The organism is Thauera sp. SDU_THAU2 (genome assembly GCF_038260575.1).
Lineage (GTDB): Bacteria > Pseudomonadota > Gammaproteobacteria > Burkholderiales > Rhodocyclaceae > Thauera.
Genome location: NZ_JBBWUN010000003.1, coordinates 2,812,418 through 2,838,382 on the forward strand (window position 1 = coordinate 2,812,418; position 25,965 = coordinate 2,838,382).

Here is a 25,965-nt window from a genome sequence, read left to right on the forward strand (position 1 = left end):
ACAGGCGTCTGGACAAGCTGTGGATAAGTGCCGCAACTACCTGATGCCACGGTCTCCGGCGGTGCTGCCTAATAATGCGGCAGCGCCACCCTGAAGCAGGCTGACGGGCGCGGCCGCCCCCCACCGGCACACGAAAAAAAGCCCGTCGCAAGGACGGGCCCGGGTCTTTGCCGCGTATCACGGCGCCGTGCAGGCGCCCTGGTTACAGCAGCGACAGCGGATAGCTGACGATGATGCGGTTCTCGTTCAGGTCGGCACCCACGTCGCGGCGCACGTTGGAATTGCGCCAGCGGATGGTGAGGTTCTTCAGGCGGCCTTCCTGGAAGGTATAGGCCAGTTCGGACTCGCGCCCCCATTCCTCGGCGTCCTTGCGGCCGCCGGCATGGATGCTGTCGCCGGAGACGTAGCGGTTCATCATCGTCAGGCCCGGGATGCCCAGGCCGGCGAAGTTGTAGTCGTGGCGCAGCTGCCAGGAACGCTCGTTGGGATTGTCGTAGCTGTTGGTGTAGCCGTCGTTCACCAGCGAACCGCCGCTGGCGCCGTCGATGCGCAGGAACTTGGTGTCGCCGTCGAGCTTCTGGTAACCCACATAGAAGACGTTGTTGTGCAGCTTGGCCGAGAGCATGGCCTGGTAGACCTTGTTGTCCAGCTTGCCCGCTTTGGCCGAGCCTTCGTCCTTGCCGTCGAAGTAGCCCAGGTTGGCACCCAGAACCCAGTCGCCCACCGGCTGGCTGTGGGTCAGCTGCAGGTAGTTCTGCTGGTAGACGTCCTTCAGCTCGGCACGCCACAGGCCCACCATGGTGCGCTTGTCGTTGAAGCGGAACTCGCCGCCGAGGAAGTTGAAGCGGTCCGATTCCACGCCGTTGAACGACATGTCTTCCATGCTTCCGTCATTGCGCTGGCTGTTGCCGCGGAACTGGCCGCCGTGGAGGGTCAGGCCCTCGATTTCGTTCGAGATGATCTGGGCGCCGCGGAAGGTCTGCGGCAGCGAGCGGCCGTCGTCGGAGCGCAGCATCGGCAGGACGGCGGCCCATTCACCGATCTTGAGTTCGGTGTTGGACAGCTTCGCCTTGGCGGCAACCGCCACTCGGCCGAAGTTGTCGGGCGCGTGACGGTCGTTGCCGGTGCCATGCACCGGCAGCAGCTGGCTGCCGATGGTGCCGCGGCCGCCGTCGAGCTTGATGGAGTACAGCCCCAGCACGTCGACCCCGAAGCCGACCGGACCTTCGGTGAAGCCGGAACGTGCATCGAGAATGAAGCTCTGCGTCCATTCGGCCGCCTGGCCCTGATCCTTGCCCTGCACCATCGGCCCGGAGTGGTTGAGGAAGTTGCGGTTGAAGTAGAAGTTGCGCAGGTTCAGCGTGACACTGGCGTCATCGACGAAACCGGCTGCCGAAGCGCCGGCAGGCAGGATGGCGGCCAGTGCGGCGCCGCCGAGCAGGGCCAGCGACAAGGTTGTGCGTGCGGACATTGTTGTTGTACTCCCAGAATTTTGAACGAACCTCCCCTGCTGGCCCGCTGGCGGGACGGCATGTCGGAAAGGCAAGGATTGCCCCGACGGGGCGGTGGACTGGCCAACACGGCCAGAAACAGGGGGCTCAGTCTCCGGCGGTTCCGGTGCGATCGAGCGGAGGAACGGCGTGCGCGCCGGCAGCTAAGGGCGCAGGCGCGGCATCGGGATGGTGTCCGGCGTACAGATGGCACCGGTGGCAAGGCTCTGCGCCGGTTCGCGAATTCCTTTCATCGTGTGATGTCTCCTCAGGGCGTTTTTTTCGGCGGGACATGGCGACACGTTCCGCACGCTTCGTAGATCGCCGCGGATTCTGAGCCTTCGATAAATTTTGCAAAAGTGCGAATAAGCTCTATCAGTTATACTTTTTTGCAATATCTTGTCGGGCGCTATCACACCTCATGCCCTCATGTTAGGCATTCGGCATGCACGGCCTCAGCGGCTATCCGCGCGGACACGCAGGAACACCGGAAAGCGCGGTACACCCTGCGCAGTCAGTTCGCGATAGCGGTAAGTCACCACGCTGCCGATCGCGGGCGGATTGCGTCGCTCGGCGTCGCTGAAACCCGTGCCGAGACGAAAACGCCGCCCTTCGGCCGACTCCACTTCCAGTGCGCCCAGCACGCCGCTGTGCTTGCCCTTGCCCGGCAGATGGGCGACAACCTGGGCTTCGGCATCGAGGAAAGGCGTCAGCTTGAGGATCGCGTCGCCGCGGCCCTCCTGCCACCAGGCATCGGCACGATGCAGCATCAGGCCCTCGCCTCCCGCGGCGACGACGCGGGCGAGCGTGGCTGCCAGCGCCGAGCGGTTTTCCACGCGGAACTGCGGCACGGCCTGCAGGTGCGCAATGCCGGCCGCCTCGACCAGTGCCTGCAGCGCTCGCAGGCGTTCGTCGAACGGTCCCGGCCGGCCCGGCAGGTCGAACACCATGTAACGCACCCGGCGCCAGTCCTGCTCGGCCACCACCTCGCGCCGCACCAGCCCCGACAGTTGCTCGAAGCGCCCCCGGCCGAGCCACAGCTCGCCGTCGAGCGGCACCGCCGGCAAGCCGGCGACAAACCACGCCGGCGCCGCAATCGGACGTCCGCTGCGAAAGCGCAAGCCTTGCCCGTCCCAGTAGGCCCGCACACCATCCAGCTTCTCGCTCACCCAATAGGCCGAAGGGTCCAGGCCGTCATGCCAGCGGCCCGCCAGCATCAGCGCCGGCGCGGCGGCAAGCGAGCACCCTGGCAGCAGCCAGGCGGGCAGCAGGCAAAGAGTACGCAGCAAGCGCCGCCTGCAGCGGAACGGATCATTGCGGAGCATGGGGGAAAGAGGCTATTAAAATACCGTAATCATAATTCGATCGGCATCGGCAATGATCGAGAACGCAGGCTCCCCTGCCATCGCTTTGCCCGGGGCCGGCCAAGCAGCGGATAATCCGTCCCAGCCCGATGCCGGCCCGAGCGCCACAATCGGCCACCTCATCCGACCGCTTTGCTCGCCCCCCGACCCTTCTCCCCGTGACCGACACGCCGCCTTCCACGCTCCCGCCCGCCCTGCTGCTGCTCGGCCCCACTGCCAGCGGCAAGACCGCCTGTGCACTCGCCATCGCCCGCCGCCTGCCGGTCGAGATCGTCAGCGTCGACTCCGCGCTGGTGTACCGCGACATGGACATCGGCACGGCCAAGCCCAGCGCCGAGGAGCGTGCGGTCTGTCCCCACCATCTGATCGACATCGTGTCGCCGGAAGCAAGCTATTCCGCCGCACGCTTTCGCGCCGACGCCATCCGCCTGATGCGCGAGATCAGCGCGCGCGGCCGCATCCCGCTGCTGGCCGGCGGCACCATGCTGTACTTCAAGGCACTGCGCGACGGCTTGTCCGACCTGCCGGCGGCGGATGCCGAACTGCGCCGCGCCATCGACGAAGCCGCCGCCGCGCATGGCTGGCCGGCGCTGCACGCCGAACTCGCCCGCCTCGACCCCGCCGCCGCCGCGCGGCTGGAGCCCGGCGATGCCCAGCGCATCCAGCGTGCGCTCGAGATCGTCCGCCTCACCGGCCGGCCGCTGGCCGAAAGCTATGCCCGCAAGGAGGACGAGGCCCTGCCCTGCCGCCTGCTGACGATGGCGCTCGCACCCTCGGACCGCGGCGTGCTGCACGCGCGCATCGCCGAACGCTTCGATACCATGCTGCACGGCGGCTTCGTCGATGAAGTCCGCCGGTTGCGCAGGACCTACCGGCTGAACCCGGAGATGCCGTCGATGCGCTGCGTCGGCTACCGCCAGGCCTGGGAATACCTCGACGGCGACATCGGCTACGACGAGTTGCGCTTCAAGGGCGTCGCCGCCACCCGCCAGCTCGCCAAGCGCCAGCTCACCTGGCAGCGCCAGTTCCGCGAGACCTGGCCCGGCCTGGTCGAGCTCGACTGCCTGCGTCCGGACCTCGCCGACGCCGTCCTCTACACCGCGCTGCAACTGATCGCCGCCTGAATACCTTTTGCACACACGGAAGAACCCCATGGATCAGCAGATCATCGACGACATCAACCAGTGGCTCGACGAAGTCGTCATCGGCCTCGACCTCTGTCCCTTCGCCGCCCGGCCGCGGCGCGAGAAGCGCGTGCGCATCGCCATCAGCCACGCCACCGACGAGGAAACCCTGCTCAACGACTTGCAGGCCGAACTCGAGCGCCTGTCCGACACCCCGGTGGAAGAACTCGAAACCACGCTGCTGGCGATTCCGGACATGCTCGAGGATTTCGGCGACTACAACGACTTCCTCGACGCGGTGGACCTGTGGGTGGAGCAGTTCGGCTGGGAAGGCGAGCTGCAGGTGGCAAGCTTCCACCCGCAATACCAGTTCGCCGACACCGAAGCCGACGACGCCGGCAACCTGACCAATCGTTCGCCCTGGCCGCTGCTGCACATCATCCGCGAGGAAAGCCTGGAGAAGGCGATCGAGCACCACCCCGACGTCGACGGCATCCCGGCGCGCAACATCGCGCGCATGGAAGCCCTGAGCAATGAGGAAAAGCAGCGGCTGTTCCCCTATCTGTTCGGCTGAACGCCCGAACCGGGCGGCCCGCCCGCCCACAGTGCTTGGCTGGCCGCCTGCCGAGGAGTAGAGTTCAGGCAACGGATCCGGTTTACTTTTCCCTCGATCACCGGAGTGAGCCTATGTTTCCTGAGTACCGCGACCAGATCACCCAGTTGAAGACCACCGACCGTCACTTCCTGAACCTGTTCGACAAGCACAACGCGCTCGATCAGCAGATCAAGAACATCGAGTCGCACATCGAACATGCGACACACGAAGAAGTCGAGGTCCTGAAGAAGCAGAAGCTGCTGCTGAAGGATCAGATGTACGCGATCCTGCAGAAGACCGAATCCACGGCCTGACAGACCAGTAGTACAATCGATACACTCCCTGTGCGCAGCCGCGCCAGGGAGTTTTCTTTTTGGTGGCGGCGTCCCTTCAAGTTTCTGATCGCTCGACATCCCGGACTGTGAACAACAACAAAGAAACCGAACGTGCAGAACTGCACAAGACCATCTGGCGCATCGCCAACGATCTGCGCGGCAGCGTGGATGGCTGGGATTTCAAGAGCTATGTGCTCGGAATGCTGTTCTACCGCTTCATCTCGGAGAACCTCACCGCTTATCTGAACGACGAAGCTCACCGTGCTGGTGAGTTCGATTTCGACTACGCAGCCCTGAGCGACGCCTACGCCCAGCAAGGCCGACGAGAGACGGTGAAGGAAAAAGGCTTCTACATCCTGCCCTCTCACCTGTTTGCCAACGTGCGCCAGGGGGCACGGCACGACGTCAACCTCAACGAAACCCTGTCCCGCGTATTCAAGGACATCGAAGGCTCGGCCATCGGCGCGGACAGCGAAGACGACTTCAAAGGCCTGTTCGACGATCTCGACGTCAACAGCAGCAAGCTCGGCCCCACTGTCGCCAAGCGCAATGAAAAGCTTGTCAAGCTGCTCGACGCCATCGGCGACCTGCCCCTGGGCAGCTTCACCGACAACACCATCGACCTGTTCGGCGACGCCTACGAATACCTGATGCAGATGTACGCATCGACGGCCGGCAAATCCGGTGGCGAGTTCTACACGCCGCAGGAAGTCTCCGAACTGCTGACCCGCATCACCGTCGCCGGCAAAACCGAAGTCAACAAGGTCTATGACCCGGCCTGCGGATCGGGTTCGCTGCTACTGAAATTCGCCAAGGTACTCGGGCCGAACAACGTGCGACAAGGCTTCTATGGCCAGGAAATCAACCTGACCACATACAACCTGTGCCGCATCAACATGTTCCTGCACGACATCAACTACGAGAAGTTCGACATCGCGCATGGCGACACACTGACCGATCCGGCTCATTGGGACGACGAACCCTTTGAGGCCATCGTCTCCAATCCGCCGTATTCGATCAAATGGGACGGCGACAGCAACCCGCTGCTCATCAACGATCCGCGCTTCGCCCCCGCGGGCGTGCTCGCACCCAAGAGCAAGGCCGACCTCGCCTTCACGATGCACATCCTGAGCTGGCTGGCAACCAGCGGCACAGCGGCCATCGTCGAATTTCCCGGCGTGCTGTATCGCGGCGGCGCGGAGCGCAAGATTCGCCAGTACCTGATCGACAACAACTACGTCGACACCGTCGTCCAGTTGCCGCCTGACCTGTTCTTCGGTACCACGATCGCTACCTGCATCATCGTGTTGAAAAAATCTAAGCGCGACAACGCAACCCTGTTCATCGACGCCAGCGCCGAATTCGTGCGCAGCGGCAACAAGAACCGCCTGACCGACAGCAACCAGACGAAGATTCTGGATGCGTTCATCGCCCGCAAGGACATCGACCACTTTGCTCGGCTGGTGGATAACGCCGCCATCGCCACCAACGGCTACAACATTGCCGTGTCGTCCTACGTCGAACAGGAAGACACCAGCGAAGCAGTGGACATCCAGGCTCTCAACGCCGAGATCACCCGCATCGTGGAACGGCAGTCAATATTGCGCACGCAGATCGATGCCATCGTGGCCGATCTGGAGGGCGAACAGGTATGAGCGACCAACCGGGTGGCGAAATCATCGTGTATCAGCGTGACGACGCTCCAACCATCGACGTGCGGCTGGACGGCGATACGGTCTGGTTGAGCCAGCAGCAGCTGGCGGATCTGTTTCAGACATCGCGCACCAACGTGGTGGAGCACATCGCCAACATCTACGCAGAGGGTGAATTGAGCCAGGAGGCAACCTGTCGGGAATTCCGACAGGTTCGCACCGAAGGGAACCGACAGGTCAGCCGCGCCCTGCCCTTCTACAACCTCGATCTGATCATTTCGCTGGGCTACCGGGTACGCTCGCAGATCGCCACGCGATTCCGCATCTGGGCCACCGAGCGACTCCGTGAATATCTGGTCAAGGGTTTCGCCATGGACGACACCCGCCTGAAGAATCTGGGCGGCGGCAGCTACTGGAAAGAGCTGCTCGATCGTATCCGCGACATCCGCTCCAGCGAGAAGGTGCTCTATCGGCAGGTGCTCGACCTGTACGCCACCAGCGTCGATTACGACCCCAGGGCCGAAGCCAGCATCACCTTCTTCAAGACCGTGCAGAACAAGCTGCATTACGCAGCCCACGGCCAGACCGCGGCGGAAGTCGTCAAGCAGCGCGCCGATGCCGGCAAACCTTTCATGGGACTGCTTTCCTTCGGCGGCTCACAGCCCACCAAGGCCGAAGTGGGCAACGCCAAGAACTATCTGAACGCAGATGAATTGAAACGGCTCAACACCCTGGTCTCGGCCTACTTCGATGCCGCTGAATTCCGTGCCCTGAACCATGAGCCCACCTACATGAAGGACTGGCTGACGCATCTGGAGCAACTGATCGCAGCCATGGGCGGCAAGACCCTGCAAGGTGCAGGCAAGGTCAGCCACCAGCAGGCGCTGGCCCATGCCGAAGGAGAATACGCCAAATACCGCGCCCAACTGGCCGATCAGCCTTCTGAAGTGGAAGCCGCGTACCTGGAAACCGTGAAGGCGGTGCAGAAGAAAGTTACCGGGAAGAAAAAGCCATGAGCCGCATCGATGAGCTGATTGCCGAAGCCTGCCCAAGCGGAGTACCAATCAAAATGCTTGGCGAACTTGGAACGATCATTCGAGGCAAACGCTTCGTCAAAGCCGACATGGTCAACGCCGGCACCCCTTGCATCCATTACGGGGAGCTCTACACAAAATATGGAGCTTGGGCTACTGAAACGTTTTCCTACCTCGAGCCAACACTGGCATCACGTCTGCGCTTTGCGCACCCAGGCGATGTTATTTTCGTATCGGCGGGCGAAACCATTGAGGATATTGGCAAATCGGTTGCATGGCTCGGCAACGATGAAGTCGTAATCCACGACGCCTTGTATGCCTTCCGCAGCCCTCTTGACCCGAAATTCGTAGCCTACTTTTCCCAAACCAACGATTTTCACAGCCAAATTCGGCATCGCATTTCCTCGTCCAAGGTTTCCGCAATTTCAACTGAAAATCTTGGAAAAGTGCGTATTCCAGCACCACCCCTCGAGGTCCAGCGTGAAATCGTGAAAGTGCTTGACACCTTCACGAAGCTGGAAACGGAGTTGGAGATGGAGCTTAAAGCAGAGCTGGAAGCACGGCGCCAGCAATACAAATACTATCGAGACAAGTTACTGACATTCAGTAACGAATATCGAGAGAGAGAGAGAGAGAGAGAGAGAGAGAGAGCAAGGAGCGTGCCAAGACAGCGACGAGGTGGGCAACCTTGGGTGAGATTACAATCAATCACGACTCAAAACGTCGCCCCGTCACGAAATCTGTGCGCGAAAGTGGAGCATTTCCGTATTATGGCGCCAATGGCGTACAAGACCGCGTTTCGGACTACCTATTTGACGGAACATTTTTACTTGTCGGAGAAGACGGCAGCGTAGTTCAAAAGAATGGCTCTCCTGTTCTCAACTGGGCTGTCGGAAAAATCTGGGTTAACAATCATGCTCACGTTTTGACAGCCGGCTCGCCTGAGATAAATCTACGTTTTCTTTATTTCTATCTTCAAACAGTCGACATTTCTGCATATGTAACTGGCGGAACTCAGCCAAAGCTGAACCAGAAAAATATGAATCGGATACCTGTTGCTCTTCCACCCTTGGAAGAACAACAGCGCATCGTCGCCATCCTCGACAAATTCGACGCACTGGTGAACGACCTTTCGTCCGGCCTGCCCGCTGAAATCAAGGCCCGCCGCCAGCAGTACGAACACTACCGCGACCGCCTGCTGAGCTTCAAGGAGACGGTATGAGCGATAAAATCGCCCCCTACCGCATCGAACCGATTGCGCTGTCCAGCGAAAGCACCGTCGTCGCCGAATTCGATCAGCAGCGTGAAACGCGTGAATCACACTATCAATCCGAAGCGGAACTCGAGCACGATTTCATCAAGCGCCTCGAGGCCCAAGCCTACGAACGCCTGCACATCGCCAGCGAAGCCGAGCTCATCGCCAACCTGCGCCGGCAACTGGAGGCACTGAACCGGATCGCTTTCAGCGACAGGGAATGGCAGCAGTTCTTCAGCGAAAAGATCGCCGGGGTCAACGACGGCATCGTCGAGAAAACCGCACGCATTCAGGAAGATCACATCCAGGTCTTGAAGCGTGACGACGGCAGCTTCAAGAACATCGCCCTGATCGACAAGCAGAACATCCACAACAACCGCCTGCAAGTCATCAATCAGTACGAAATCGAAGGCAAGCGGGCCAATCGTTATGACGTGACCATCCTGGTCAATGGCCTGCCGATGGTACACGTGGAACTCAAGCGCCGGGGCGTGGACATTCGCGAAGCCTTCAACCAGATCAATCGCTACCAGCGCGACAGCTTCTGGGCGGGCTCCGGCCTGTTCGAGTACGTTCAACTGTTCGTCATCAGCAACGGCACGCTGACCAAGTATTACAGCAACACCACGCGCGACGGCCATCTGGCCGAACAGCGCAGCAGCCGGCGCACGCGCAGCAAGACCTCGAACAGCTTTGCCTTCACCAGTTGGTGGGCCGACGCCAGGAACCAGCCGATCACCGAACTGGCCGATTTCACCAAGACCTTTTTTGCCAAGCACACGCTGCTGAACATCCTCACCCGCTACTGCGTGTTCGATGTGGATCGCAAGCTGCTAGTGATGCGTCCTTACCAGATCGTTGCCGCCGAGTGCATCCTGCTGCGCATTGCCACCTCGACCAATCATCGGCAACTCGGCACCGTCGCGGCGGGCGGCTACATCTGGCATACCACCGGCAGCGGCAAAACGCTGAGCAGCTTCAAGGCAGCGCAACTGGCGCGCAATCTGCCAAATGTGGACAAGGTGCTGTTCGTCGTTGACCGCAAGGATCTGGACTACCAGACCATGCGCGAATACGAGCGCTTCGAGAAAGGCGCGGCCAACTCCAACACCTCGACGGCGGTGCTGCAAAAACAACTGGAAGACCCTGACGCGCGCATCATCATCACCACCATCCAGAAGCTCAGCCGCTTCGTTGCCAAAAGCCGGAAACACCCGGTCTACGACGCGCATGTGGTGGTGATCTTCGACGAGTGCCATCGCAGCCAGTTCGGCGACATGCACACCGAGATCACCCGTGTATTCAAGCGTTACCATCTGTTCGGCTTCACCGGGACGCCAATCTTTGCCGCCAATGCCGCCACGTCCGGCAAACCGCATCTGCGCACCACGGCACAGGCATTCGGCGACAGGCTGCACACCTACACCATCGTCGATGCCATCAACGACAAGAACGTGCTGCCCTTCCGCATCGACTACATCAACACCATCAAGACGGCAGCAAGCATCAAGGACAAGAAAGTCCCCGCCATCGATACCGAGCGAGCCCTGCTCGCGCCGGAACGCATCGAGCAGATCGCCGGCTACATCCGCGAACACTTCGACCAGAAAACCCAGCGCAACGGGAGCGCCAGCTATGTGCATGGCGTTGTCGCCAACGTGGCTGATGTTATCGCCGGCAAAAACAGGATCGAGGAAATCCGCAGCAAACAGCGTCTCAACGGCTTCAACTCCATCTTCGCCACCGCGTCCATCGACGCAGCCAAGCGCTACTACACCGAGTTCGCGCGGCAGCAGGAAGACATGCCCCCCGGTCAGCGGCTGAAAGTCGGCCTGATCTACAGCTTTGCCGCCAACGAGGACGACGCCGACGGCCTGCTGGGCGAAGAGGAATTCGAAACCGATGCTCTCGACCAGGGCTCGCGCGACTTTCTGGATGCGGCGGTCAGGGACTACAACGCCTTATTCGGCACCAGCTACGACACTTCCGCCGACAAATTCCAGAATTACTACAAGGATTTGTCCCAACGCCTGAAGAACCGTGAGCTTGACCTGGTCATCGTGGTCAACATGTTCCTGACCGGTTTCGATGCCACCACACTCAATACCCTGTGGGTGGACAAGAACCTGAAAGCACATGGGCTGATTCAGGCTTATTCGCGAACCAATCGCATCCTGAACTCGGTCAAGACCTACGGCAATATCGTGTCCTTCCGCGATCTGGAACAGGCAACCAACGACGCGCTGGCGCTGTTCGGCAACAAGGACGCCAAGGGCATCGTGCTGCTCAAGCCCTATGCGGATTACTACGCGGAATACCAGAAGAAAGTCGCCGAGCTACTGGATGGTTTCCCGCTGGGCATTGCCATCGTGGGTGAGGCAGCGAAAAAGGCGTTCATCAAGCTGTTCAGCGCCATCCTGCGCTTGAAGAACATCCTCACCGCCTTCGACGATTTCACCGACAACGAAATCCTCAGCGCGCGGGATTTTCAGGATTACCAGAGCCTCTACCTGAACCTCCACGCCGAGTTCCGCAACACAGCCACGGCCGAGAAGGAGGCAATCAACGACGACGTGGTATTCGAGATCGAGCTGATCATGCAGGTCGAGATCAACGTCGATTACATCCTGATGCTGGTCGAACGCTACATCAAGGCCAAAGGCAGCGGCGAGGACAAGGAAATCCGCGCATCCATCGAACGTGCAGTCAATTCCAGCCCGTCCCTGCGCAACAAGAAAGATCTCATCGAAGCCTTCGTGAACTCCGTCTCGCCGAAAGCCAGAGAGACACAGAGTGGCAGGCTTTCGTCGCCAGAAAGAAGGCTGAAGAACTCGACGACATCATCGCCGATGAAGGCTTGAACCTCGAAGAAACAAAGGTGTTCATGGCCAACGCCTTCCGCGATGGCGGCATTCCCGCCACCGGCACGGCCATTACGAAGATACTGCCGCCTGTTTCGAGGTTCTCTAGGAACAACCGGCACTCGGCGAAGAAACAGTCGGTGCTGGACAGGCTCACTACCTTCTTCGAGCGTTACTTCGGGTTGGGCTGAACAAGGGCCGACTATTCTTCCGTATCAGGTCCGTGCGTCAATCGTTTCCGCCACAGGCTCCACCGCCTCGCGCTGCTTGCGCGCCAGCAGCGAATACACCGTCGGCACCACGAACAGCGTGAAGAAAGTACCGAGCAGCAGGCCGCCGACGATGACCCAGCCGATCTGCTGGCGGCTCTCGGCGCCGGCGCCGGTCGCCAGCGCGAGCGGCACCGAGCCCAGCACCATTGCGCCCGTGGTCATCAGGATCGGCCGCAGGCGCAGCACCGCGGCTTCGACCACCGCGTCCATCAGCTCGCGGCCCTGCTCGCGCAACTGGTTGGAAAATTCCACGATCAGGATGCCGTGCTTGGTGATCAGGCCCACCAGCGTCACCAGCCCGATCTGGCTATAGACGTTGAGCGTGCCGCCGGTCAGCCACAGCGCGCCGAGCGCGCCGGTCATCGACAGCGGCACGGTCAGCATGATGATGAAGGGGTCGCGGAAGCTCTCGAACTGCGCCGCCAGCACCAGGTAGATGAAGGCCAGCGCCAGCATGAACACCAGCACCAGGCTGGCCGAGCTGGTCTTGAACTCGCGCGACTGGCCGTCGTAGTCGGTGGCGTAGCCCGGCGGCAGCAGGCGCGCGGCGGTCTGCTCCATCCATTGCAAGGCCTCGCCCAGCGCGTAGTCGGGCGCGAGGCTGGCCGAGATCGTCACCGAGCGGCGCTGGCCGAAGTGGTTCAGTTCGCGCGGCGCCACCGCCTCGCTGACTTTCACCACGTTGGCCAGCGGCACCATGTCGCCATTGCGGGCACGCACGAAGATGTCGCTGATGTCGTGGGGATCGGTGCGGCTGACGGCGCCGACCTGCACGATCACGTCGTACTGTTCGGCATCCTTCTTGTAGCGCGTCACCTGGCGGCCGCCGAGCATGGTTTCCAGCGTGCGGCCGATGACGTCGACCGGCACCCCCAGGTCCGCGGCGCGGTCGCGGTCGACCTCGACCGACAGTTCCGGCAACGTCAGCTTGAGGTCGGTGTCGGGCGAGACGAGGCCCGGGTTGCCGCGCATCTCGTCCAGGATCGCCTCGGCATGGCGGGCGAGTTCGTCATAGGATTCGGACGTCGACACCACGAAGCTGAGCGGCCGCGAACGCGGGCTCTGGCCGAAGGAGGCCGGCATCACCGGGAAGGCGTTCACGCCCGGAATCGCCTTCAGCCTGGGTCCCAGCTCTTCGGCGATCTGCGCCGCGCCGCGTTCCTGCTCGCTCCAGTCGGTGAAGCCGACGAAGGAAATGCCCTGCGACACCGTGGGGTTGCCGGTGATGACCAGATAGCGGTCGACTTCCGGCAGGCTGGCATAGATGCGCTCGATCTCCAGCGCATAGCGCGACATGTAGTCGATGGTCGAACCTTCGGGGCCGTTGAACATGCCGACCACCCGGCCGCGGTCTTCCAGCGGCGCCAGTTCGTTCTTCAACTGCCCCAGCAGCAGCACCGAGGTCCCCGCCACCAGCACGAACGCCAGCATCACCAGCCAGCGTACTTTCAGCGACGCCGCCAGCAGGCTGCGGTAGCCTTCGGTGAGCCAGTTCAGGAAGCCTTCGACGGCGTTGTAGATCGGACCATGGCTGCGTTCGTGGCGCAGCAGCCTGGAGCACATCATCGGCGACAGCGTCAGCGCGACGAAGCCGGACACGATCACCGCGCCGGCCAGCGTCAGCGCGAACTCGGTGAACAGCTTGCCGGTGCGCCCGGTCATGAAAGCCACCGGCGCATACACCGCCGCCAGCGTGATCGTCATCGCCACCACGGCGAAGCCGATCTCCTTCGCGCCCTGGAAGGCGGCGGCCACCGGCGCCATGCCTTCCTCGATATGGCGGTAAATGTTCTCCAGCACCACGATGGCGTCGTCCACCACCAGGCCGATCGCCAGCACCAGCGCGAGCAGCGTCAGCGTGTTGATCGAAAAGCCCAGCGCGAACATCAGCGTGAACACGCCCACCAGCGACACCGGAATCGTCACCAGCGGCACCAGCATCGCACGCCAGTTGCGCAGGAAGAACAGGCACACCGCCGCCACCAGCAGCACCGCCTCCCAGATCGTCGAGAACACCGCGTCGATCGAACGCTCGATGAACACCGTGGTGTCGTTGGCGATCGTCATCGACATGCCTTCGGGCAGTTCGTGCTCCAGCCGCGGCAGCATCTCTTCCAGCCCGCGCTTGAGATCGAGCGGATTGGCGGTGGCCTGCTTGATGAGCCCGAGCGAGATCGACGGCCGGCCCATGAAGCGCACCGACGAGCGTTCGTTCTCCGGCGCCACCTCGACGCGGCCGATGTCGCGGATGCGCACCGGGTAGTCGGCCGCATTGGCCGGCTGGCGCACCACCACCGCCTCGAACTCGTCTATCTGCGCCAGGTCGGTGCGCGCCACCACGGTGAACTCGCGCTGGCTGCTTTCGATGCGGCCGGCGGGCAGTTCCACGTTCTGGCCGCGGATGGCGTTCTCCACCTCCTGCACGGTCAGGCCGAACGCCGCCAGGCGCTCGCGGTCCAGCCAGATCCGCATCGAATAGCGCCGCTCGCCGAACATGCGCGCATCCGCCGCGCCCGGCAGGGTCTGCAGGCGCGGCTTGATGACACGGTTGGCGAAGTCGCTCATTTCCAGCGGGGAATGGCGATCGGACGAAAACGCCACCCAGATGATCGGGTTGGCGTCGGCCTCGACCTTGGCGATCACCGGCTCGTCGACGTCGTCGGGCAGGCGGCGGCGCACGCGCGACACGCGGTCGCGCACGTCGGCGGCGGCGCTGTCGGCATTGCGCTCGATGCGAAAGCGCACGGTGATCTGGCTGCGCTCCTGGCGGCTGATCGACGACAGCACGTCCACGCCCTCGATGCCGGCCAGCGAATCTTCCAGCGGCTTCGTCACCTGGGATTCGACGATCGCCGCGCTGGCGCCGCGGTAGGTGGTATCGACCGTCACCACCGGTTCGTCGATGTTGGGGTACTCGCGCACCGTCAGCCGCGAGTACGACATCAGCCCCACCAGCAGCACCAGCAGCGACAGCACGGTGGCGAACACCGGGCGCTTGATGCAGATATCGGAAATGACCATCTTCGCGGCTCCCGTCGCTCAGGCGGCGCCGGCCAAGGAGCCCTGCAGCACGTTCACCGGCGCACCGTCGCGCAGCTTGAGCTGGCCGGCGGTGACCACCTCCGCCCCGGCATCCAGGCCGTCGGTGATTTCCACCATCGTCTCGCGCCGCATGCCGGTGCGCACGTCCACCCGCTGCGCCTTGCCATCCACCACCCGATAGACGAACTGCACGTTGCCGGGCGCCGGCACCAGCGCCGTTTCCGGCACCACCAGCACCTCGGGCCGTTCGGCCAGGATCAGCCGCACGCGCACGAACACGCCGGGACGCAGGCGGCCTTCGGGGTTGGCCAGGCTGGCGCGCAGGCGCACCGCGCGGCCCTGGGCATCGACCAGCGGATCGATCGCATCCACCCGCGCGGCGAAGCTGCCGCCGGGCAATACGTCGCTGCTCAGCTCGAGCGTCTGGCCGGGTTTCACACGGTCGAGATAAAGCTCGGGCAGGCGGAAATCCACCTTCAGCCGGGCGATGTCCTCGAGGTTGATCAGCGCATCGCCGTCCTTGACGTAATCGCCCGGGCTGACGCTGCGGATGCCGACCACGCCGTCGAAAGGCGCCCGAAGCTGCGTGCGTTCCAGCCGCGCCCGCGCCAGCGCGACACCGGCACGCGCCACTTCGAGTTCGGCGCGGGCATTGTCGCGGCTGCTCTGGCTGACGAACTTGCGCGCGAACAGGTCTTCGCTGCGGCGGAAATTGGCTTCGGCCAGCGTCAGGTTGGCCTGGGCCTGTTGCAGTTCGGCACGCTGCACCGCCGCATCCAGCTCGACCAGCACGTCGCCGCGCCTGACCGGCTCGCCGTCGCGGAAGGCGATGCGCGAAATGCGCCCCGCCACTTCGGGCCGCAGCACCACCGATTCATTGGACACCAGCGAACCGACGGCAGTGACGTCGTCGGCCATCGCCCGCCTTTCCACTCTCGCCACTTCGACCACCACCGGCGCCTCCACCGCCAGCAGAGTGTCCGCCGGCGTGCTGCGCGGCTGGTTGGCATACCATGCGTAAGCCGCCAGGCCGGCAAGGCCGATGGTGCACAGGGCGACGATGACGGGGCGGCGAGACGACATGGCAATCCAGCGGGAGACGAGAATGAGAACGAAACACGGCGCTGCGATTGTCCCACAGGCAAGTACCGCGCTGCTGAAAGCAGACACCGCGGAGATGGTGCAAGTTCATGCGCCCGTGACGCCTGCCACGGCCGGCCACCGCAGGCGGCCTCAGCGCCGCTGCTCGCCCAACCGTGTCAGCGCCTCGTCGCGCAGATGCGTCAGCAGCGCACTGCCGTCCGGCGCCACGCGGAACTCTCCCCAGCGCGCGGCTTCGTAGGTTTCGGCCGTGCCTTCCTGGAAGAAGAAGGCGTTCGGCCCGACCGTGGGGCCGCCATCCTGCCAGCGGATGCGCATCGCCACCGTGTCGGCGGCCGGCAGCGCATCGGCAACGCCCGCCAGCCGGGCGCGGCCATCGGTATCCAGCGCCAGCACGGCGTAAGTCGCAGGCGGGCCGTCACGCACCTCGCTCTCGTCCCCCAGCGCCGTCAAGCCGCGGTCGATGGCGAAGCGCAGCGCCATGTAGTCGCCCTGCATCAGCGAGCGCGGATCGACCGGCGCCAGTTCCAGCAGCACGACGCGGCCTTGCGCCAGCGTGCGCTCGCGGTCGAGGATCGCCTTCAGCGACACGCCCAGCACCAGCGCCATCGCCGCAACGACGGCAATGCGCAGCCAGCTCCGATTGCTCATGTCCGCGCTCCCGCGGCAGTGCGCAGCACCCAGGCGCGCAAGGCCAGCAAGACCGCGCCGCCCAGCACCAGCAGGCCGGATTTGCGCAGCAGGCTCACGTCGAGCAGATAGTAGAACTCGCCCACGTACAGCACCGCCGCCAACAGCGCAAATCCCGCCAGCGTGCGCTGGCTGGCCTGGAAGGCGGCAATGAATACGCCGACGGCCACGATCAGGCCCGGCGCGGTGTGGAACACCAGCGCCCACGACAGCGCGAGCCCGCCCGCCGCCAGTTGCAGCCCGGGAGAAGCTGCCCGCAGCAGATGGCCGAGCAAGGCGACCAGCACCAGCGCAGCACCGATCGCCAGCCAGATCATCGGGCTGCCGGGTTCCGGGCCATCGAACGGGAAATCGGCTCGCGCCCGCGACAGCAAAGGCGGCAACATCAGCGCAGCCAGACCCAAAGCCAGTGCCACCGCGCCGAGCAGACCGCCCCAAGGCTGCGCCGCCCAGCGCTCGCGAGTGGCACAAGCCAGTATCGCCGCCGCCATCAGCGCGATGCCGAACAGCTCGCACGCAAGCCCCGGCCCGATCAGCACGCCGAGCGCAAGGCTCAGCAGCAGCGCACACACGATCCGGTGCAGCCGGCTCGCCCGCGGCAGCAGCATCGCCCCGCTCACCAGCACGCCCACGCCCGCCATCTGACGCCAGGCACCGGGCTCGAACCATTCGTCCGCCGTCCACATCAGCAATCCCTGCCCCGCCAGCGACAAGGCCAGCCCCATCTGGTCGGTGAACAGGGCACCGCGTCGGAACAGCGCGACCGCGGCGATGCACGACACGCCGCCCATCACACCGGTCCCCGCCGTACCGAGGCCGACCGCGGGCAGCACCAGCCCCGCCACGATCAGCAGCGACGCCAGCCATGCCGCCAGCGCCTGCAACAGCATCAACCACCAGGGCCCGGATTGCTGCGCCGGCAGCACCGGCTGCTCCGCCTCATCGACGATGCCGCGCTCGCGCAGCAGATCGGCAAGCCTGCCGCCGCCCGCCGGTTCAGGCACGCTCATGATCCGCTCCCGCTGTCGCCAGCCTCGCGATGGAGCCGCATCAGCGCCCAGCCTGCGGCGCTGGAGGCAAGGATCACGAACAGCCCGAGGACGTTCAAGGCGGCAAAATCGTATGTATCGAGCACGCGCAGCAGCCCTGCGGTCAGCACCGCAATCGCCGCGTAGGCGAGCAAGGCCAGGATCGCGACATCCCGCCGCCACAGGCCATACACCACGCCACCCGCAAGCGCGGCCAGCGCAAACACCGTCAGCCCCGGCCGGAAATCAGCCTCGAACCAGCCCAGCACCGCCGCCACGCACAAGGGTGCCACCACCCCCAGCGCCGCCAGCCGCGCCATCCAGCGCTGCGCATCGACCAGCAGCCAGCGCCCCAGGCACTCGAAGGCCAGCAACACCACCAGGTTCAATCCCGCCACCAGCAACAGCGAATACAGGCCGAACAAGCCGTCGAGGTAGCCCCAGAGGCCCATCGACCCCGCCTGCGAGAGCGCGCGCAGCAAGGCCATGTTCGCCACCACCAGCCACAGCGTCCAGCTGGCCGCCGAACGCGACAGCAGCACGAAAGGCAGCATCAGCGCCGCCCAGGCCGCGAACAGCTCCCACACGTCCGCGCCGGTCTGGTAAGTCTGGCCGATCAGCGCCAGCAGCGCGCCGGTGGCAATGCAGGCGCCGAACAGCGCCGCCCGGAACACGATCCCGCGCGGCGCCGCCCACAAGGCCGTGGCTCCGCAAGCCAGCAAGGCCGCAGCCGCCAGGCCGAACTTGGCGAAGCGATGCAGTGCATCCCAGTTCCAGGCAAAGAAGAACACCACGCCGGCGCCCAACAGCAAGGCACCGCCGAAAGCCAGCAAACGGTCGAGCATCCGCTGCCAGTCGTCAGGCTCAGGCTGCAAGGGTCCGCAGGCCGCCGCCCGCACAAGTTGTGCCGGTGTCAGCCCACCCGCCTCGGCAAGGCGGAATATCTGCGCGCGTTGTGCGAAAGACCAGTTCATGAAGAAGGGAAGCCCGACTCAAACCCCCAGCCATTCCAGCAAGGCACGCAGGCGCTCTTCACCGTCTGCAGTGAAGCCGTCGATCCCGAGCTGGCGCAGGAAAGCCCTGCCCTGTTCGTCCGCAGACAGCCCGAGCAGCGTCACACGTGCCAAATCCAGCGCCTCGGCCGATACCCGGGGGCCGGCGACGACGGGCATGTAGGGTTGACCGACCGATTCGTGCAGCACGCGGTGTCCCTTCTCCCGCCACTGGCGGATCGCCCCGGAATAGGACGCCATGCCGCCGACATCGACGATGCCGTTTTCCAGGCCGAACGGGATCGCGCCCTGTTCTCGCACGTAGAAAACCTTCTCCTTCGCCAGGTCGATCCCCTTGTCGCGCAATTCGGCACGGCAGAAGCGCGTCATGTAGGCGACTTCCTCCGGCAGCACGAAGGTCTTGCCGCGCAGTTGCGCGAGCGTCCGGATCGGCGAGCCGGCTGGCACGGCCAGCATGCAATGCCCCTCGGGCTCGGCATTGGCGACGTACTGGTAGCCGTAGTCGCGCAGGCCGCGCGCCGGATAGTCGGACGGACGGGCAACGACGAAATCGAAACGGCCGTCCTTCATGCCCTTTTCCAGCTCGGCGAATTCGCGCACGAAAACGACTTCGACCTTCCTGCCGAGTGCGGCCGACAGGCGGTCCGCCATCGGCGCGTATTTCTTGCGGCCCGCCGCAGCATCGATGCCACCCGAAGTGCCTTCGCTGACGGCCAGCGCAATCGGCTTCACTTCCTGTGCCACGGCCGGCGGGGGGCTCACGGAGATTGCCGCAAGAATTGCAAGCGACGGGACGAGATGGCGAAACGAAGGAGTTTTCATGCGCAGCCGGTACCTGGAGTGGGAATCATTGGCCTGGAACGGATTGCCCATGATCGCAGCCATGGCCGCGGACGGAATGTGCATTCCGTCACGCGGCCGCAGGATGGCGAGAAGCAGGCGGATCAGTGCAGCTTGACCAATGCCGTACTTCTCTTGACGAGCACTCTGGCAATTGCCAGCACCGCCGTGCGGCCAAAACCGAGAATGGCCTTGTGATGCATCAGGTGCAGGCTGATGTAGAGCCAGCGTGCGAAGAGGCCATCGACGAACAGCGTCCCGCCGGTCAATGAGCCCATCAGGCTGCCCACGCTGGTCTGCGTACCCAATGAAACCAGGGAGCCATGATCCTTGTAGCAGTAGGGCTGCTTCACGGGCTCACGCCCCTCGACGGCGCTCATGATTGCCTTGAAGACGTAATCCGCCTGCTGATGCGCGGCCTGCGCCCTCGGCGGAACGGGCTTGCCGTCGGCCTGCATGCACGAAGCGCAGTCGCCGAGGGCATGGATGTGCTCATGGCCCTCGACGTTCAATCTGTCCGTCACTTCGAGCTGCCCGATCCTGTTCGTCGGGAATCCCAGCGAGGCAAGAAAGTCCGGCGCCTTGATCCCCGCGGCCCAGACGCACATGTCGAAATCGTATCTTTTCCCGTTCGCGTCGAGCAGGTGGTCCTTCTCTATTCGGCTGACGCGGCAATCCGTCACCACTTGAATGTTTCTCTTGGCGAGGAGATGGGTTGCCCCATTGGAAACCCGCTCGCTCAGCGGCGCCAGAATGCGGCTGGAGCCTTCGAGCAAGGTGATCCTCACATCGGTATTGGGCTCCAGATGGGTGAAGCCGTAGTTCGCATAGATTCCACCCGCTTCACGCAGTTCGGCCGCAAGTTCGACGCCGGTGGCACCGCCGCCGATGATCACCACGTCGATGGTGCCCGAATTGCCTTTGGCTTTCTCGTTTTCCGCACGAACCATCTGGGCCATCATTTCGGCCCTGAAGCGATCCGCGTCCCGGGGACTGTTCAGCGAGATGGTGTTCTCGTCCGCTCCGGGCGTGTTGTAGTAGTTCGACGTACTGCCGACGGAAATGCAGAGCCTGGAGAACTTGATCCTGCGCTCGGGATACACGAGCCCGCCATCTTCGCCCCCCGATGCCGATACGACGATTTCACTCGCCGCGAGATCGATGCCGGAGAAGGCCCCATATACGAAAGTGAAGTTGTTCTGGTACGCGAGCATCGGATACGACAGGCCTTCCTGGTTCATATCCAATGTGCCGGCGGCAACTTCGTGAAGCGTGGGTTTCCAGATGTGGGTGAGATTCCGCTCTACGAGAACCACCCTGCCGCGGCCGAGCTTTCTTCCGAGCTTGCAGACCAGCTCCAGCCCGCCTGCACCACCGCCGATGACGACAATACTGTCACTCCGGGCTTTCTCCATTTTTTCCTCGAACTCCGCTGGATCGGAAATGGAGAATAACCACTCTCGCTGCTCGCTGCCAGCGCGACCCGGCCACGCCCGGGTCGCGCCGCCCGAGCTGCTCAGTGCCTTTGCGCCCCCGCCTGTGCCTGAGCTTCTGCCTGTGCCTTCATCCGCGCCCGGCGCTTCTCACAGGGATTCTTGCAGCCGGCGGCACACTCGATGTCGAGCGCCTTGTAGCCGCCGCAACTGCCGGCGATCGGCTTGCGCCCGAAGAGCACACCGATCGCCATGAGCAGCACCAGCAGGACGATGATCCCGAAAGTGACCAGGAACATTTGCATGATGGCCTCCTGTCGGCCTCAGCCGCCGAAGTCGTCGAGCATGATGTTCTCGCGCTCGACGCCGAGATCCAGCAGCATGTTGATGACGGCGGTGTTCATCATCGGTGGGCCGCACATGTAGAACTCGCAGTCCTCCGGCGCCGGATGGTCCTTGAGGTAGTTCTCGTACAGCACATTGTGGATGAAACCGGTGTAGCCCGTCCAGTTGTCCTCCGGCAGGGGGTCGGACAGCGCCAGGTGCCAGGTGAAGTTCGGATTCTCCTCGGCCAGCTTGTCGAACTCCTCGACATAGAAGGCTTCGCGCATCGAACGGGCGCCGTACCAGAAGCTGATCTTGCGCTTGGAATTGAGGCGCTTCAACTGGTCGAAGATGTGCGAGCGCATCGGCGCCATGCCCGCACCGCCGCCGACGAAGACCATCTCGTGGTCGGTGTCGCGGGCGAAGAACTCGCCGAAGGGGCCATAAACGGTGACCTTGTCGCCCGGTTTCAGGTTGAAGACGAAGGACGACATCTTGCCCGGCGGGATGTCGTCGCGGCCCGGCGGCGGCGTGGCGACGCGGATGTTGAACTTGACCACGCCCTTTTCTTCCGGGTAGTTCGCCATCGAATAGGCGCGGATGACGGTCTCGTTCACCTTCGACACGTAGCGCCACATGTCGAACTTGTCCCAGTCGCCGCGGTATTCCGGCTGGATGTCGAAGTCCTTGTAGTTGGCGACGTGCGGCGGACATTCGAGCTGGACGTAGCCGCCGGCGCGGAAATCGACGTTCTCGCCTTCGGGCAGGCGCAGCGTCAGCTCCTTGATGAAGGTGGCGACGTTCGGGTTGGACTCGACCGTGCATTCCCACTTCTTGACGCCGAACACTTCCTCCGGCACTTCGATCTTCATGCTCTGCTTGACCGGGGTCTGGCAGGACAGGCGCCAGCCGGCCTTGGCCTGGCGCTTGGTGAAGTGCGACTCTTCGGTCGGCAGCATCTCGCCGCCGCCTTCGAACACCTGGCACTTGCACTGGGCGCAGGTGCCGCCGCCGCCGCAGGCCGAGGACAGGAAGATGTCGTTTTCGGCCAGCGTCTGCAGCAGCTTGCCGCCGGCCGGCACGGTGATCTTGCGCTCGTGGTTGATCTCGATCTCGACGTCGCCGCTCGACACCAGCTTGGCGCGGGCGGCGATGATGAACACCGCCAGCGCCAGCACGATGGCGGTGAACATGCCGATGGCAAGCAGGATTTCCTGGATGTTCATGCCTGCCCCTCCTTACAGTTGAACGCCGGAGAAGGACATGAAGCCCAGCGACATCAGCCCGATGGTGATGAAGACGATGCCCAGGCCCTGCAGGCCTTCGGGCACGTCGCTGTACTTCAGCTTCTCGCGGATACCGGCAAGCAGCGCGATCGCCAGCGCCCAGGAGAACCCCGAGCCGAAGCCATAGACGACGCTTTCGCCGAAGTTGTAGTCGCGTTCGACCATGAACAGCGAACCGGCCATGATCGCGCAGTTGACCGTGATCAGCGGCAGGAAGACGCCAAGCGCGTTGTAGAGGCTGGGCACGTACTTGTCGAGCAGCATTTCCAGGATCTGCACGATCGCGGCAATGACGCCGATGTAGGACAGCAGGCCGAGGAAGGACAGATCGACGTCGGGCAGGCCGGCCCAGGCCAGGGCACCGTCACGCAGCAGGTAAGCGTAGATCAGGTAGTTGGCCGGAACGGTGATGGCCTGCACGACCACCACGGCGATGCCGAGGCCGATGGCGGTTTCGACCTTCTTCGAGATCGCGATGAAGGTGCACATGCCCAGGAAGAAGGCCAGCGCCATGTTCTCGATGAACACGGCCCGGACGAACAGACTGATGTAGTGCTCCATCTCAGTAGGCCTCCTTTTCGATGACCTGGGGCGCCATACGGAATGCCGGCTCTTCCTTCTGCTCGACGCGCCAGGTGCGCAGCGCCCAGATGATCAGGCCGATCAGGAAGAAGGCCGAGGGCGGCAGCAGCAGCAGGCCGTTGGGCAGATACCAGCCGCCATCCTTGATCAGCGGCAGGATCTCGATACCGAACAGCTTGCCGGCGCCGAACAGTTCGCGGATGACCCCCAGCACAAGCAGCATCACGCTGTAGCCGAGGCCGTTGCCGATGCCGTCGAGGAAGGAGATCCAGGGCGGGTTCTGCATGGCGAAGGCTTCGGCGCGGCCCATGACGATGCAGTTGGTGATGATCAGGCCGACGAACACCGACAACTGCTTGGCCAGGGTGAAGGCGTAGGCCTTCAGGATCTGGTCGACCACGATGACCAGCGAGGCGATGATGACCATCTGCACGATCATCCGGATCGAGCCCGGGATCTGCGTGCGGATCATCGAGATGAACAGGTTGGAGAACCCCGTCACCAGCGTCAGCGCGACCGACATCACGACGGCGGTCTTGAGGTTGGAGGTGACCGCCAGCGCCGAACAGATGCCGAGAATCTGCAGCCCGATCGGGTTGTTGGCGAAGATGGGATTGAGGAGGACTTCCTTGGCTGTGTGCTTGGACATGATCAAGCTCCCTGCTGGCGCAGCCTGGCGAGATAGGTGCCGAAGCCCTGCTCGCCGAGCCAGAATTGCAACAGATTATCGACACCGTTGGTGGTCAGCGTGGCACCGGCCAGCGCATCGACCTGATGGCCGGCATCCGGGCTGGACGGATCGACGCCGCCCTTGACGATCTTGATGATCGGCTTGCCGCTGTCGTCGAACAGCGTCTTGCCCGGCCACATGCCCTTCCACTTCGGATTATCGACCTCGCCGCCGAGACCCGGCGTTTCGGCATGCTGGTAGAAGCCGAGGCCGACGACGGTGTTGAGGTCGGGCTTGACCGCCAGGAAGCCATGCAGCGTCGACCACAGGCCGTAGCCGCGGATCGGCAGGATCAGCGATTCGAGCTGGCCGTCGTCCTGCTCGACCATATACACCGTGGTGAACTGCTCGCGCCGCTTGATCAGGGCGATGTCCTCGCTGCCCTTGAGGACGGCCGAGGTCTTCGGGTCCTTGGCGGCCTTGAGCGGATCGAAGGTGATCGGGTCGATGTCGTCGCGGTATTCGCCGGTTTCCAGATCGACGACGCGCGCCTTGATACGGCTGTTGAAGAGATCCTTGACCTCGCGCGACGACAGCTTGTCATCACCGAGACCGGCAATGGCGAGGATGCTGCGCTGCTTGTCGAGCAGCCTGTTCTCGATCTGCACCGGCTTCAGCGCGACGGCCGAGCCGGCGACGAAGACCGAGGCGACCAGACTGACGGCCAGCGCGACGAGCAGCGTGCGGCTGGTTGATTCCTTATGGGACATGGCGTGCAGCCCTCCGCTTGATGTTGGCCGCGACCACGAAGTGGTCGATCAAGGGGGCACAAAGGTTGGCGAACAGGATCGCCAGCATCATGCCCTCGGGGAATGCCGGGTTGACGACGCGGATCAGCACCACCATGACGCCGATCAGTGCCCCGAAGATCCACTTGCCGGTATTGGTCATCGCCGCGGACACCGGGTCGGTGGCCATGAACATCATGCCCAGGGCGAAGCCGCCGAGCGCCAGGTGCCAGTGCCAGGGCATCGCGAACAAGGGATTGGAAGCCGAACCGATCGCATTGAACAGCAGACTCATGCCGATCATGCCGATCATCACGCCGGCGACGATGCGCCACGAAGCGATCTTGGCGACCAGCAGGAAGGCGCCGCCGATCAGGATCGCCAGCGTGCTGGTTTCTCCCATCGAGCCCTGCATGTTGCCAAGGAAGGCGTCCCACCAGGTCAGGCCGCCCACGGTGATCGCCTCGATGCCGCCGGCAGCGGCCAGGCTGAGCGGCGTGGCGCTGGTGAAGCCATCGACCGCCGTCCATACCGCATCGCCCGAAATCTGCGCCGGATAGGCGAAGAACAGGAAGGCGCGGCCGGTCAGCGCCGGATTCAGGAAGTTCTTGCCCGAACCGCCGAACACCTCCTTGCCGATGACGACGCCGAAGCTGATGCCGAGCGCCACCTGCCACAGCGGAATCGACGGCGGCAGGCTCAGCGCGAACAGCACCGAAGTGACGAAGAAACCCTCATTGACCTCGTGCTTGCGCACCGCGGCGAAAAGCACTTCCCAGAAGCCGCCGACGATGAAGGTGACGGCATAGATCGGGATGAAGTAGGCCGCACCGTGCACCATGTTGTCCCATACGCTTCCCGGATCGAACCCGGCGAACAGCGCGATCAGCGCCAGGCGCCAGTTGTCCTGGGCAGCGAACAGATCGGGAGTGGCGGCATAGATGGTGTTGGCCTGCTGGCCGACGTTCCACATGCCGGCGAACATCATCGGAAAGGCGCACAGCCAGACCGTGATCATCATGCGCTTCAGGTCGAGGCCGTCACGCACGTGGGCGGTGGTCTTCGTCACATGGGCCGGTTTGAACAGGCCGGTGTCGATGGCCTCGTAGAGGGCATACCACTTCTCGTAGCGGCCGCCCTTGTGGAAATGGGGCTCGATGCTGTCGAGCCAGGCGCGCAGACCCAT

At 63.5% G+C, this 25,965-nt stretch carries 24 protein-coding genes; 9 read left to right on the plus strand and 15 right to left on the minus strand.

Going from position 1 to position 25,965, the window contains the following annotated elements; genetic code table 11:
• Positions 1–202 precede the first annotated feature (202 nt).
• Both AAFL97_RS14745 and AAFL97_RS14750 read right to left on the minus strand, forming a co-directional pair.
• Positions 203–1,471 carry an OprD family porin gene (locus tag AAFL97_RS14745; protein ID WP_341645563.1) on the minus strand — a complete coding sequence of 423 codons (1,269 nt, stop codon included), beginning with the start codon at positions 1,469–1,471 and terminating at the stop codon, positions 203–205.
• Between the two features lie 474 nt (positions 1,472–1,945).
• Positions 1,946–2,815, minus strand: coding sequence for a DNA ligase (locus tag AAFL97_RS14750; RefSeq protein ID WP_445954501.1), 870 nt, complete (start codon positions 2,813–2,815; stop codon positions 1,946–1,948).
• Between the two features lie 197 nt (positions 2,816–3,012).
• Between AAFL97_RS14750 and miaA the strand changes: the two genes are divergently transcribed.
• The 9 genes from miaA to AAFL97_RS14795 all read left to right on the plus strand — a co-directional run bounded on the left by miaA (position 3,013) and on the right by AAFL97_RS14795 (position 11,901).
• Positions 3,013–3,978 carry a tRNA (adenosine(37)-N6)-dimethylallyltransferase MiaA gene (miaA, locus tag AAFL97_RS14755; protein ID WP_341645565.1) on the plus strand — a complete coding sequence of 322 codons (966 nt, stop codon included), beginning with the start codon at positions 3,013–3,015 and terminating at the stop codon, positions 3,976–3,978.
• A 28-nt stretch (positions 3,979–4,006) separates the two neighbouring features.
• On the plus strand, positions 4,007–4,552 hold the full coding sequence (locus AAFL97_RS14760) for a DUF1415 domain-containing protein (protein WP_341645566.1): 546 nt from the start codon (positions 4,007–4,009) through the stop codon (positions 4,550–4,552).
• A 113-nt stretch (positions 4,553–4,665) separates the two neighbouring features.
• Positions 4,666–4,887: a YdcH family protein gene (locus tag AAFL97_RS14765; protein ID WP_341645567.1), complete on the plus strand. Its 222-nt coding sequence runs from the start codon at positions 4,666–4,668 to the stop codon at positions 4,885–4,887.
• A 107-nt stretch (positions 4,888–4,994) separates the two neighbouring features.
• Entirely contained in the window at positions 4,995–6,563 is a 1,569-nt protein-coding gene (locus AAFL97_RS14770) for a type I restriction-modification system subunit M (protein WP_341645568.1), read from the plus strand.
• Entirely contained in the window at positions 6,560–7,576 is a 1,017-nt protein-coding gene (locus AAFL97_RS14775; protein WP_341645569.1) for a virulence RhuM family protein, read from the plus strand. Before AAFL97_RS14770 ends, AAFL97_RS14775 begins: the two co-directional genes overlap by 4 nt.
• A complete protein-coding gene (locus AAFL97_RS14780) occupies positions 7,573–8,448 on the plus strand; it encodes a restriction endonuclease subunit S (RefSeq protein ID WP_341645570.1) in 876 nt (291 codons plus the stop codon). Before AAFL97_RS14775 ends, AAFL97_RS14780 begins: the two co-directional genes overlap by 4 nt.
• Positions 8,337–8,816 carry a restriction endonuclease subunit S gene (locus AAFL97_RS14785; RefSeq protein WP_341645571.1) on the plus strand — a complete coding sequence of 160 codons (480 nt, stop codon included), beginning with the start codon at positions 8,337–8,339 and terminating at the stop codon, positions 8,814–8,816. Before AAFL97_RS14780 ends, AAFL97_RS14785 begins: the two co-directional genes overlap by 112 nt.
• Positions 8,813–11,710, plus strand: a complete 2,898-nt coding sequence (locus AAFL97_RS14790; RefSeq protein ID WP_341645572.1) for a type I restriction endonuclease subunit R — start codon at positions 8,813–8,815, stop codon at positions 11,708–11,710. The genes AAFL97_RS14785 and AAFL97_RS14790 overlap by 4 nt, the downstream gene beginning before the upstream one ends.
• On the plus strand, positions 11,689–11,901 hold the full coding sequence (locus AAFL97_RS14795) for a type I restriction endonuclease subunit R, EcoR124 family (RefSeq protein WP_445954542.1): 213 nt from the start codon (positions 11,689–11,691) through the stop codon (positions 11,899–11,901). The genes AAFL97_RS14790 and AAFL97_RS14795 overlap by 22 nt, the downstream gene beginning before the upstream one ends.
• Positions 11,902–11,925: 24 nt before the next feature.
• On the opposite strand, the gene AAFL97_RS14800 is transcribed toward AAFL97_RS14795, so the two are convergent.
• The 13 genes from AAFL97_RS14800 to AAFL97_RS14860 all read right to left on the minus strand — a co-directional run bounded on the left by AAFL97_RS14800 (position 11,926) and on the right by AAFL97_RS14860 (position 25,965).
• Positions 11,926–15,003 carry an efflux RND transporter permease subunit gene (locus tag AAFL97_RS14800; RefSeq protein WP_341645573.1) on the minus strand — a complete coding sequence of 1,026 codons (3,078 nt, stop codon included), beginning with the start codon at positions 15,001–15,003 and terminating at the stop codon, positions 11,926–11,928.
• An 18-nt stretch (positions 15,004–15,021) separates the two neighbouring features.
• Positions 15,022–16,107, minus strand: coding sequence for an efflux RND transporter periplasmic adaptor subunit (locus AAFL97_RS14805; RefSeq protein WP_263459789.1), 1,086 nt, complete (start codon positions 16,105–16,107; stop codon positions 15,022–15,024).
• Positions 16,108–16,257: 150 nt separating this feature from the next.
• On the minus strand, positions 16,258–16,776 hold the full coding sequence (locus tag AAFL97_RS14810; protein ID WP_341645574.1) for a GDYXXLXY domain-containing protein: 519 nt from the start codon (positions 16,774–16,776) through the stop codon (positions 16,258–16,260).
• Entirely contained in the window at positions 16,773–17,825 is a 1,053-nt protein-coding gene (locus tag AAFL97_RS14815; RefSeq protein WP_341645575.1) for a DUF4401 domain-containing protein, read from the minus strand. Before AAFL97_RS14815 ends, AAFL97_RS14810 begins: the two co-directional genes overlap by 4 nt.
• Positions 17,822–18,817: a DUF2157 domain-containing protein gene (locus AAFL97_RS14820; RefSeq protein WP_341645576.1), complete on the minus strand. Its 996-nt coding sequence runs from the start codon at positions 18,815–18,817 to the stop codon at positions 17,822–17,824. Before AAFL97_RS14820 ends, AAFL97_RS14815 begins: the two co-directional genes overlap by 4 nt.
• 18 nt (positions 18,818–18,835) lie before the next feature.
• Entirely contained in the window at positions 18,836–19,618 is a 783-nt protein-coding gene (locus AAFL97_RS14825; protein ID WP_341645577.1) for a phosphate/phosphite/phosphonate ABC transporter substrate-binding protein, read from the minus strand.
• A 182-nt stretch (positions 19,619–19,800) separates the two neighbouring features.
• The gene (locus AAFL97_RS14830) at positions 19,801–21,111 is read right to left on the minus strand and encodes an NAD(P)/FAD-dependent oxidoreductase (protein WP_341645578.1); all 1,311 of its coding nucleotides are present in this window, start codon (positions 21,109–21,111) and stop codon (positions 19,801–19,803) included.
• A 101-nt stretch (positions 21,112–21,212) separates the two neighbouring features.
• On the minus strand, positions 21,213–21,434 hold the full coding sequence (gene nqrM / locus AAFL97_RS14835) for a (Na+)-NQR maturation NqrM (protein ID WP_341645579.1): 222 nt from the start codon (positions 21,432–21,434) through the stop codon (positions 21,213–21,215).
• Positions 21,435–21,452: 18 nt separating this feature from the next.
• Positions 21,453–22,679 (minus strand): NADH:ubiquinone reductase (Na(+)-transporting) subunit F, encoded by a 1,227-nt coding sequence (nqrF, locus tag AAFL97_RS14840; RefSeq protein WP_341645580.1) that lies wholly within the window; start codon positions 22,677–22,679, stop codon positions 21,453–21,455.
• A 12-nt stretch (positions 22,680–22,691) separates the two neighbouring features.
• Positions 22,692–23,300 carry an NADH:ubiquinone reductase (Na(+)-transporting) subunit E gene (gene nqrE / locus AAFL97_RS14845; RefSeq protein ID WP_341645581.1) on the minus strand — a complete coding sequence of 203 codons (609 nt, stop codon included), beginning with the start codon at positions 23,298–23,300 and terminating at the stop codon, positions 22,692–22,694.
• Position 23,301: 1 nt separating this feature from the next.
• Positions 23,302–23,970 carry an NADH:ubiquinone reductase (Na(+)-transporting) subunit D gene (locus tag AAFL97_RS14850; protein WP_341645582.1) on the minus strand — a complete coding sequence of 223 codons (669 nt, stop codon included), beginning with the start codon at positions 23,968–23,970 and terminating at the stop codon, positions 23,302–23,304.
• 2 nt (positions 23,971–23,972) lie between these two features.
• Positions 23,973–24,761: a Na(+)-translocating NADH-quinone reductase subunit C gene (locus AAFL97_RS14855; protein WP_341645583.1), complete on the minus strand. Its 789-nt coding sequence runs from the start codon at positions 24,759–24,761 to the stop codon at positions 23,973–23,975.
• On the minus strand, positions 24,751–25,965 hold the full coding sequence (locus AAFL97_RS14860; protein ID WP_341645584.1) for an NADH:ubiquinone reductase (Na(+)-transporting) subunit B: 1,215 nt from the start codon (positions 25,963–25,965) through the stop codon (positions 24,751–24,753). The genes AAFL97_RS14855 and AAFL97_RS14860 overlap by 11 nt, the downstream gene beginning before the upstream one ends.

Coding starts and splice junctions, on each gene's coding strand:
- AAFL97_RS14855 (WP_341645583.1), bottom strand. CDS start 24,761: ATGTCCCATAAGGAATCAACCAGCCGCACGCTGCTCGTCGCGCTGGCC.
- AAFL97_RS14805 (WP_263459789.1), bottom strand. CDS start 16,107: ATGTCGTCTCGCCGCCCCGTCATCGTCGCCCTGTGCACCATCGGCCTT.
- AAFL97_RS14765 (WP_341645567.1), top strand. CDS start 4,666: ATGTTTCCTGAGTACCGCGACCAGATCACCCAGTTGAAGACCACCGAC.
- AAFL97_RS14815 (WP_341645575.1), bottom strand. CDS start 17,825: ATGAGCGTGCCTGAACCGGCGGGCGGCGGCAGGCTTGCCGATCTGCTG.
- AAFL97_RS14810 (WP_341645574.1), bottom strand. CDS start 16,776: ATGAGCAATCGGAGCTGGCTGCGCATTGCCGTCGTTGCGGCGATGGCG.
- nqrM (WP_341645579.1), bottom strand. CDS start 21,434: ATGCAAATGTTCCTGGTCACTTTCGGGATCATCGTCCTGCTGGTGCTG.
- AAFL97_RS14775 (WP_341645569.1), top strand. CDS start 6,560: ATGAGCGACCAACCGGGTGGCGAAATCATCGTGTATCAGCGTGACGAC.
- AAFL97_RS14860 (WP_341645584.1), bottom strand. CDS start 25,965: ATGGGTCTGCGCGCCTGGCTCGACAGCATCGAGCCCCATTTCCACAAG.
- nqrE (WP_341645581.1), bottom strand. CDS start 23,300: ATGGAGCACTACATCAGTCTGTTCGTCCGGGCCGTGTTCATCGAGAAC.
- AAFL97_RS14750 (WP_445954501.1), bottom strand. CDS start 2,815: ATGCTCCGCAATGATCCGTTCCGCTGCAGGCGGCGCTTGCTGCGTACT.
- AAFL97_RS14760 (WP_341645566.1), top strand. CDS start 4,007: ATGGATCAGCAGATCATCGACGACATCAACCAGTGGCTCGACGAAGTC.
- nqrF (WP_341645580.1), bottom strand. CDS start 22,679: ATGAACATCCAGGAAATCCTGCTTGCCATCGGCATGTTCACCGCCATC.
- AAFL97_RS14790 (WP_341645572.1), top strand. CDS start 8,813: ATGAGCGATAAAATCGCCCCCTACCGCATCGAACCGATTGCGCTGTCC.
- AAFL97_RS14780 (WP_341645570.1), top strand. CDS start 7,573: ATGAGCCGCATCGATGAGCTGATTGCCGAAGCCTGCCCAAGCGGAGTA.
- AAFL97_RS14850 (WP_341645582.1), bottom strand. CDS start 23,970: ATGTCCAAGCACACAGCCAAGGAAGTCCTCCTCAATCCCATCTTCGCC.
- AAFL97_RS14745 (WP_341645563.1), bottom strand. CDS start 1,471: ATGTCCGCACGCACAACCTTGTCGCTGGCCCTGCTCGGCGGCGCCGCA.
- AAFL97_RS14830 (WP_341645578.1), bottom strand. CDS start 21,111: ATGGAGAAAGCCCGGAGTGACAGTATTGTCGTCATCGGCGGTGGTGCA.
- AAFL97_RS14800 (WP_341645573.1), bottom strand. CDS start 15,003: ATGGTCATTTCCGATATCTGCATCAAGCGCCCGGTGTTCGCCACCGTG.
- AAFL97_RS14820 (WP_341645576.1), bottom strand. CDS start 18,817: ATGAACTGGTCTTTCGCACAACGCGCGCAGATATTCCGCCTTGCCGAG.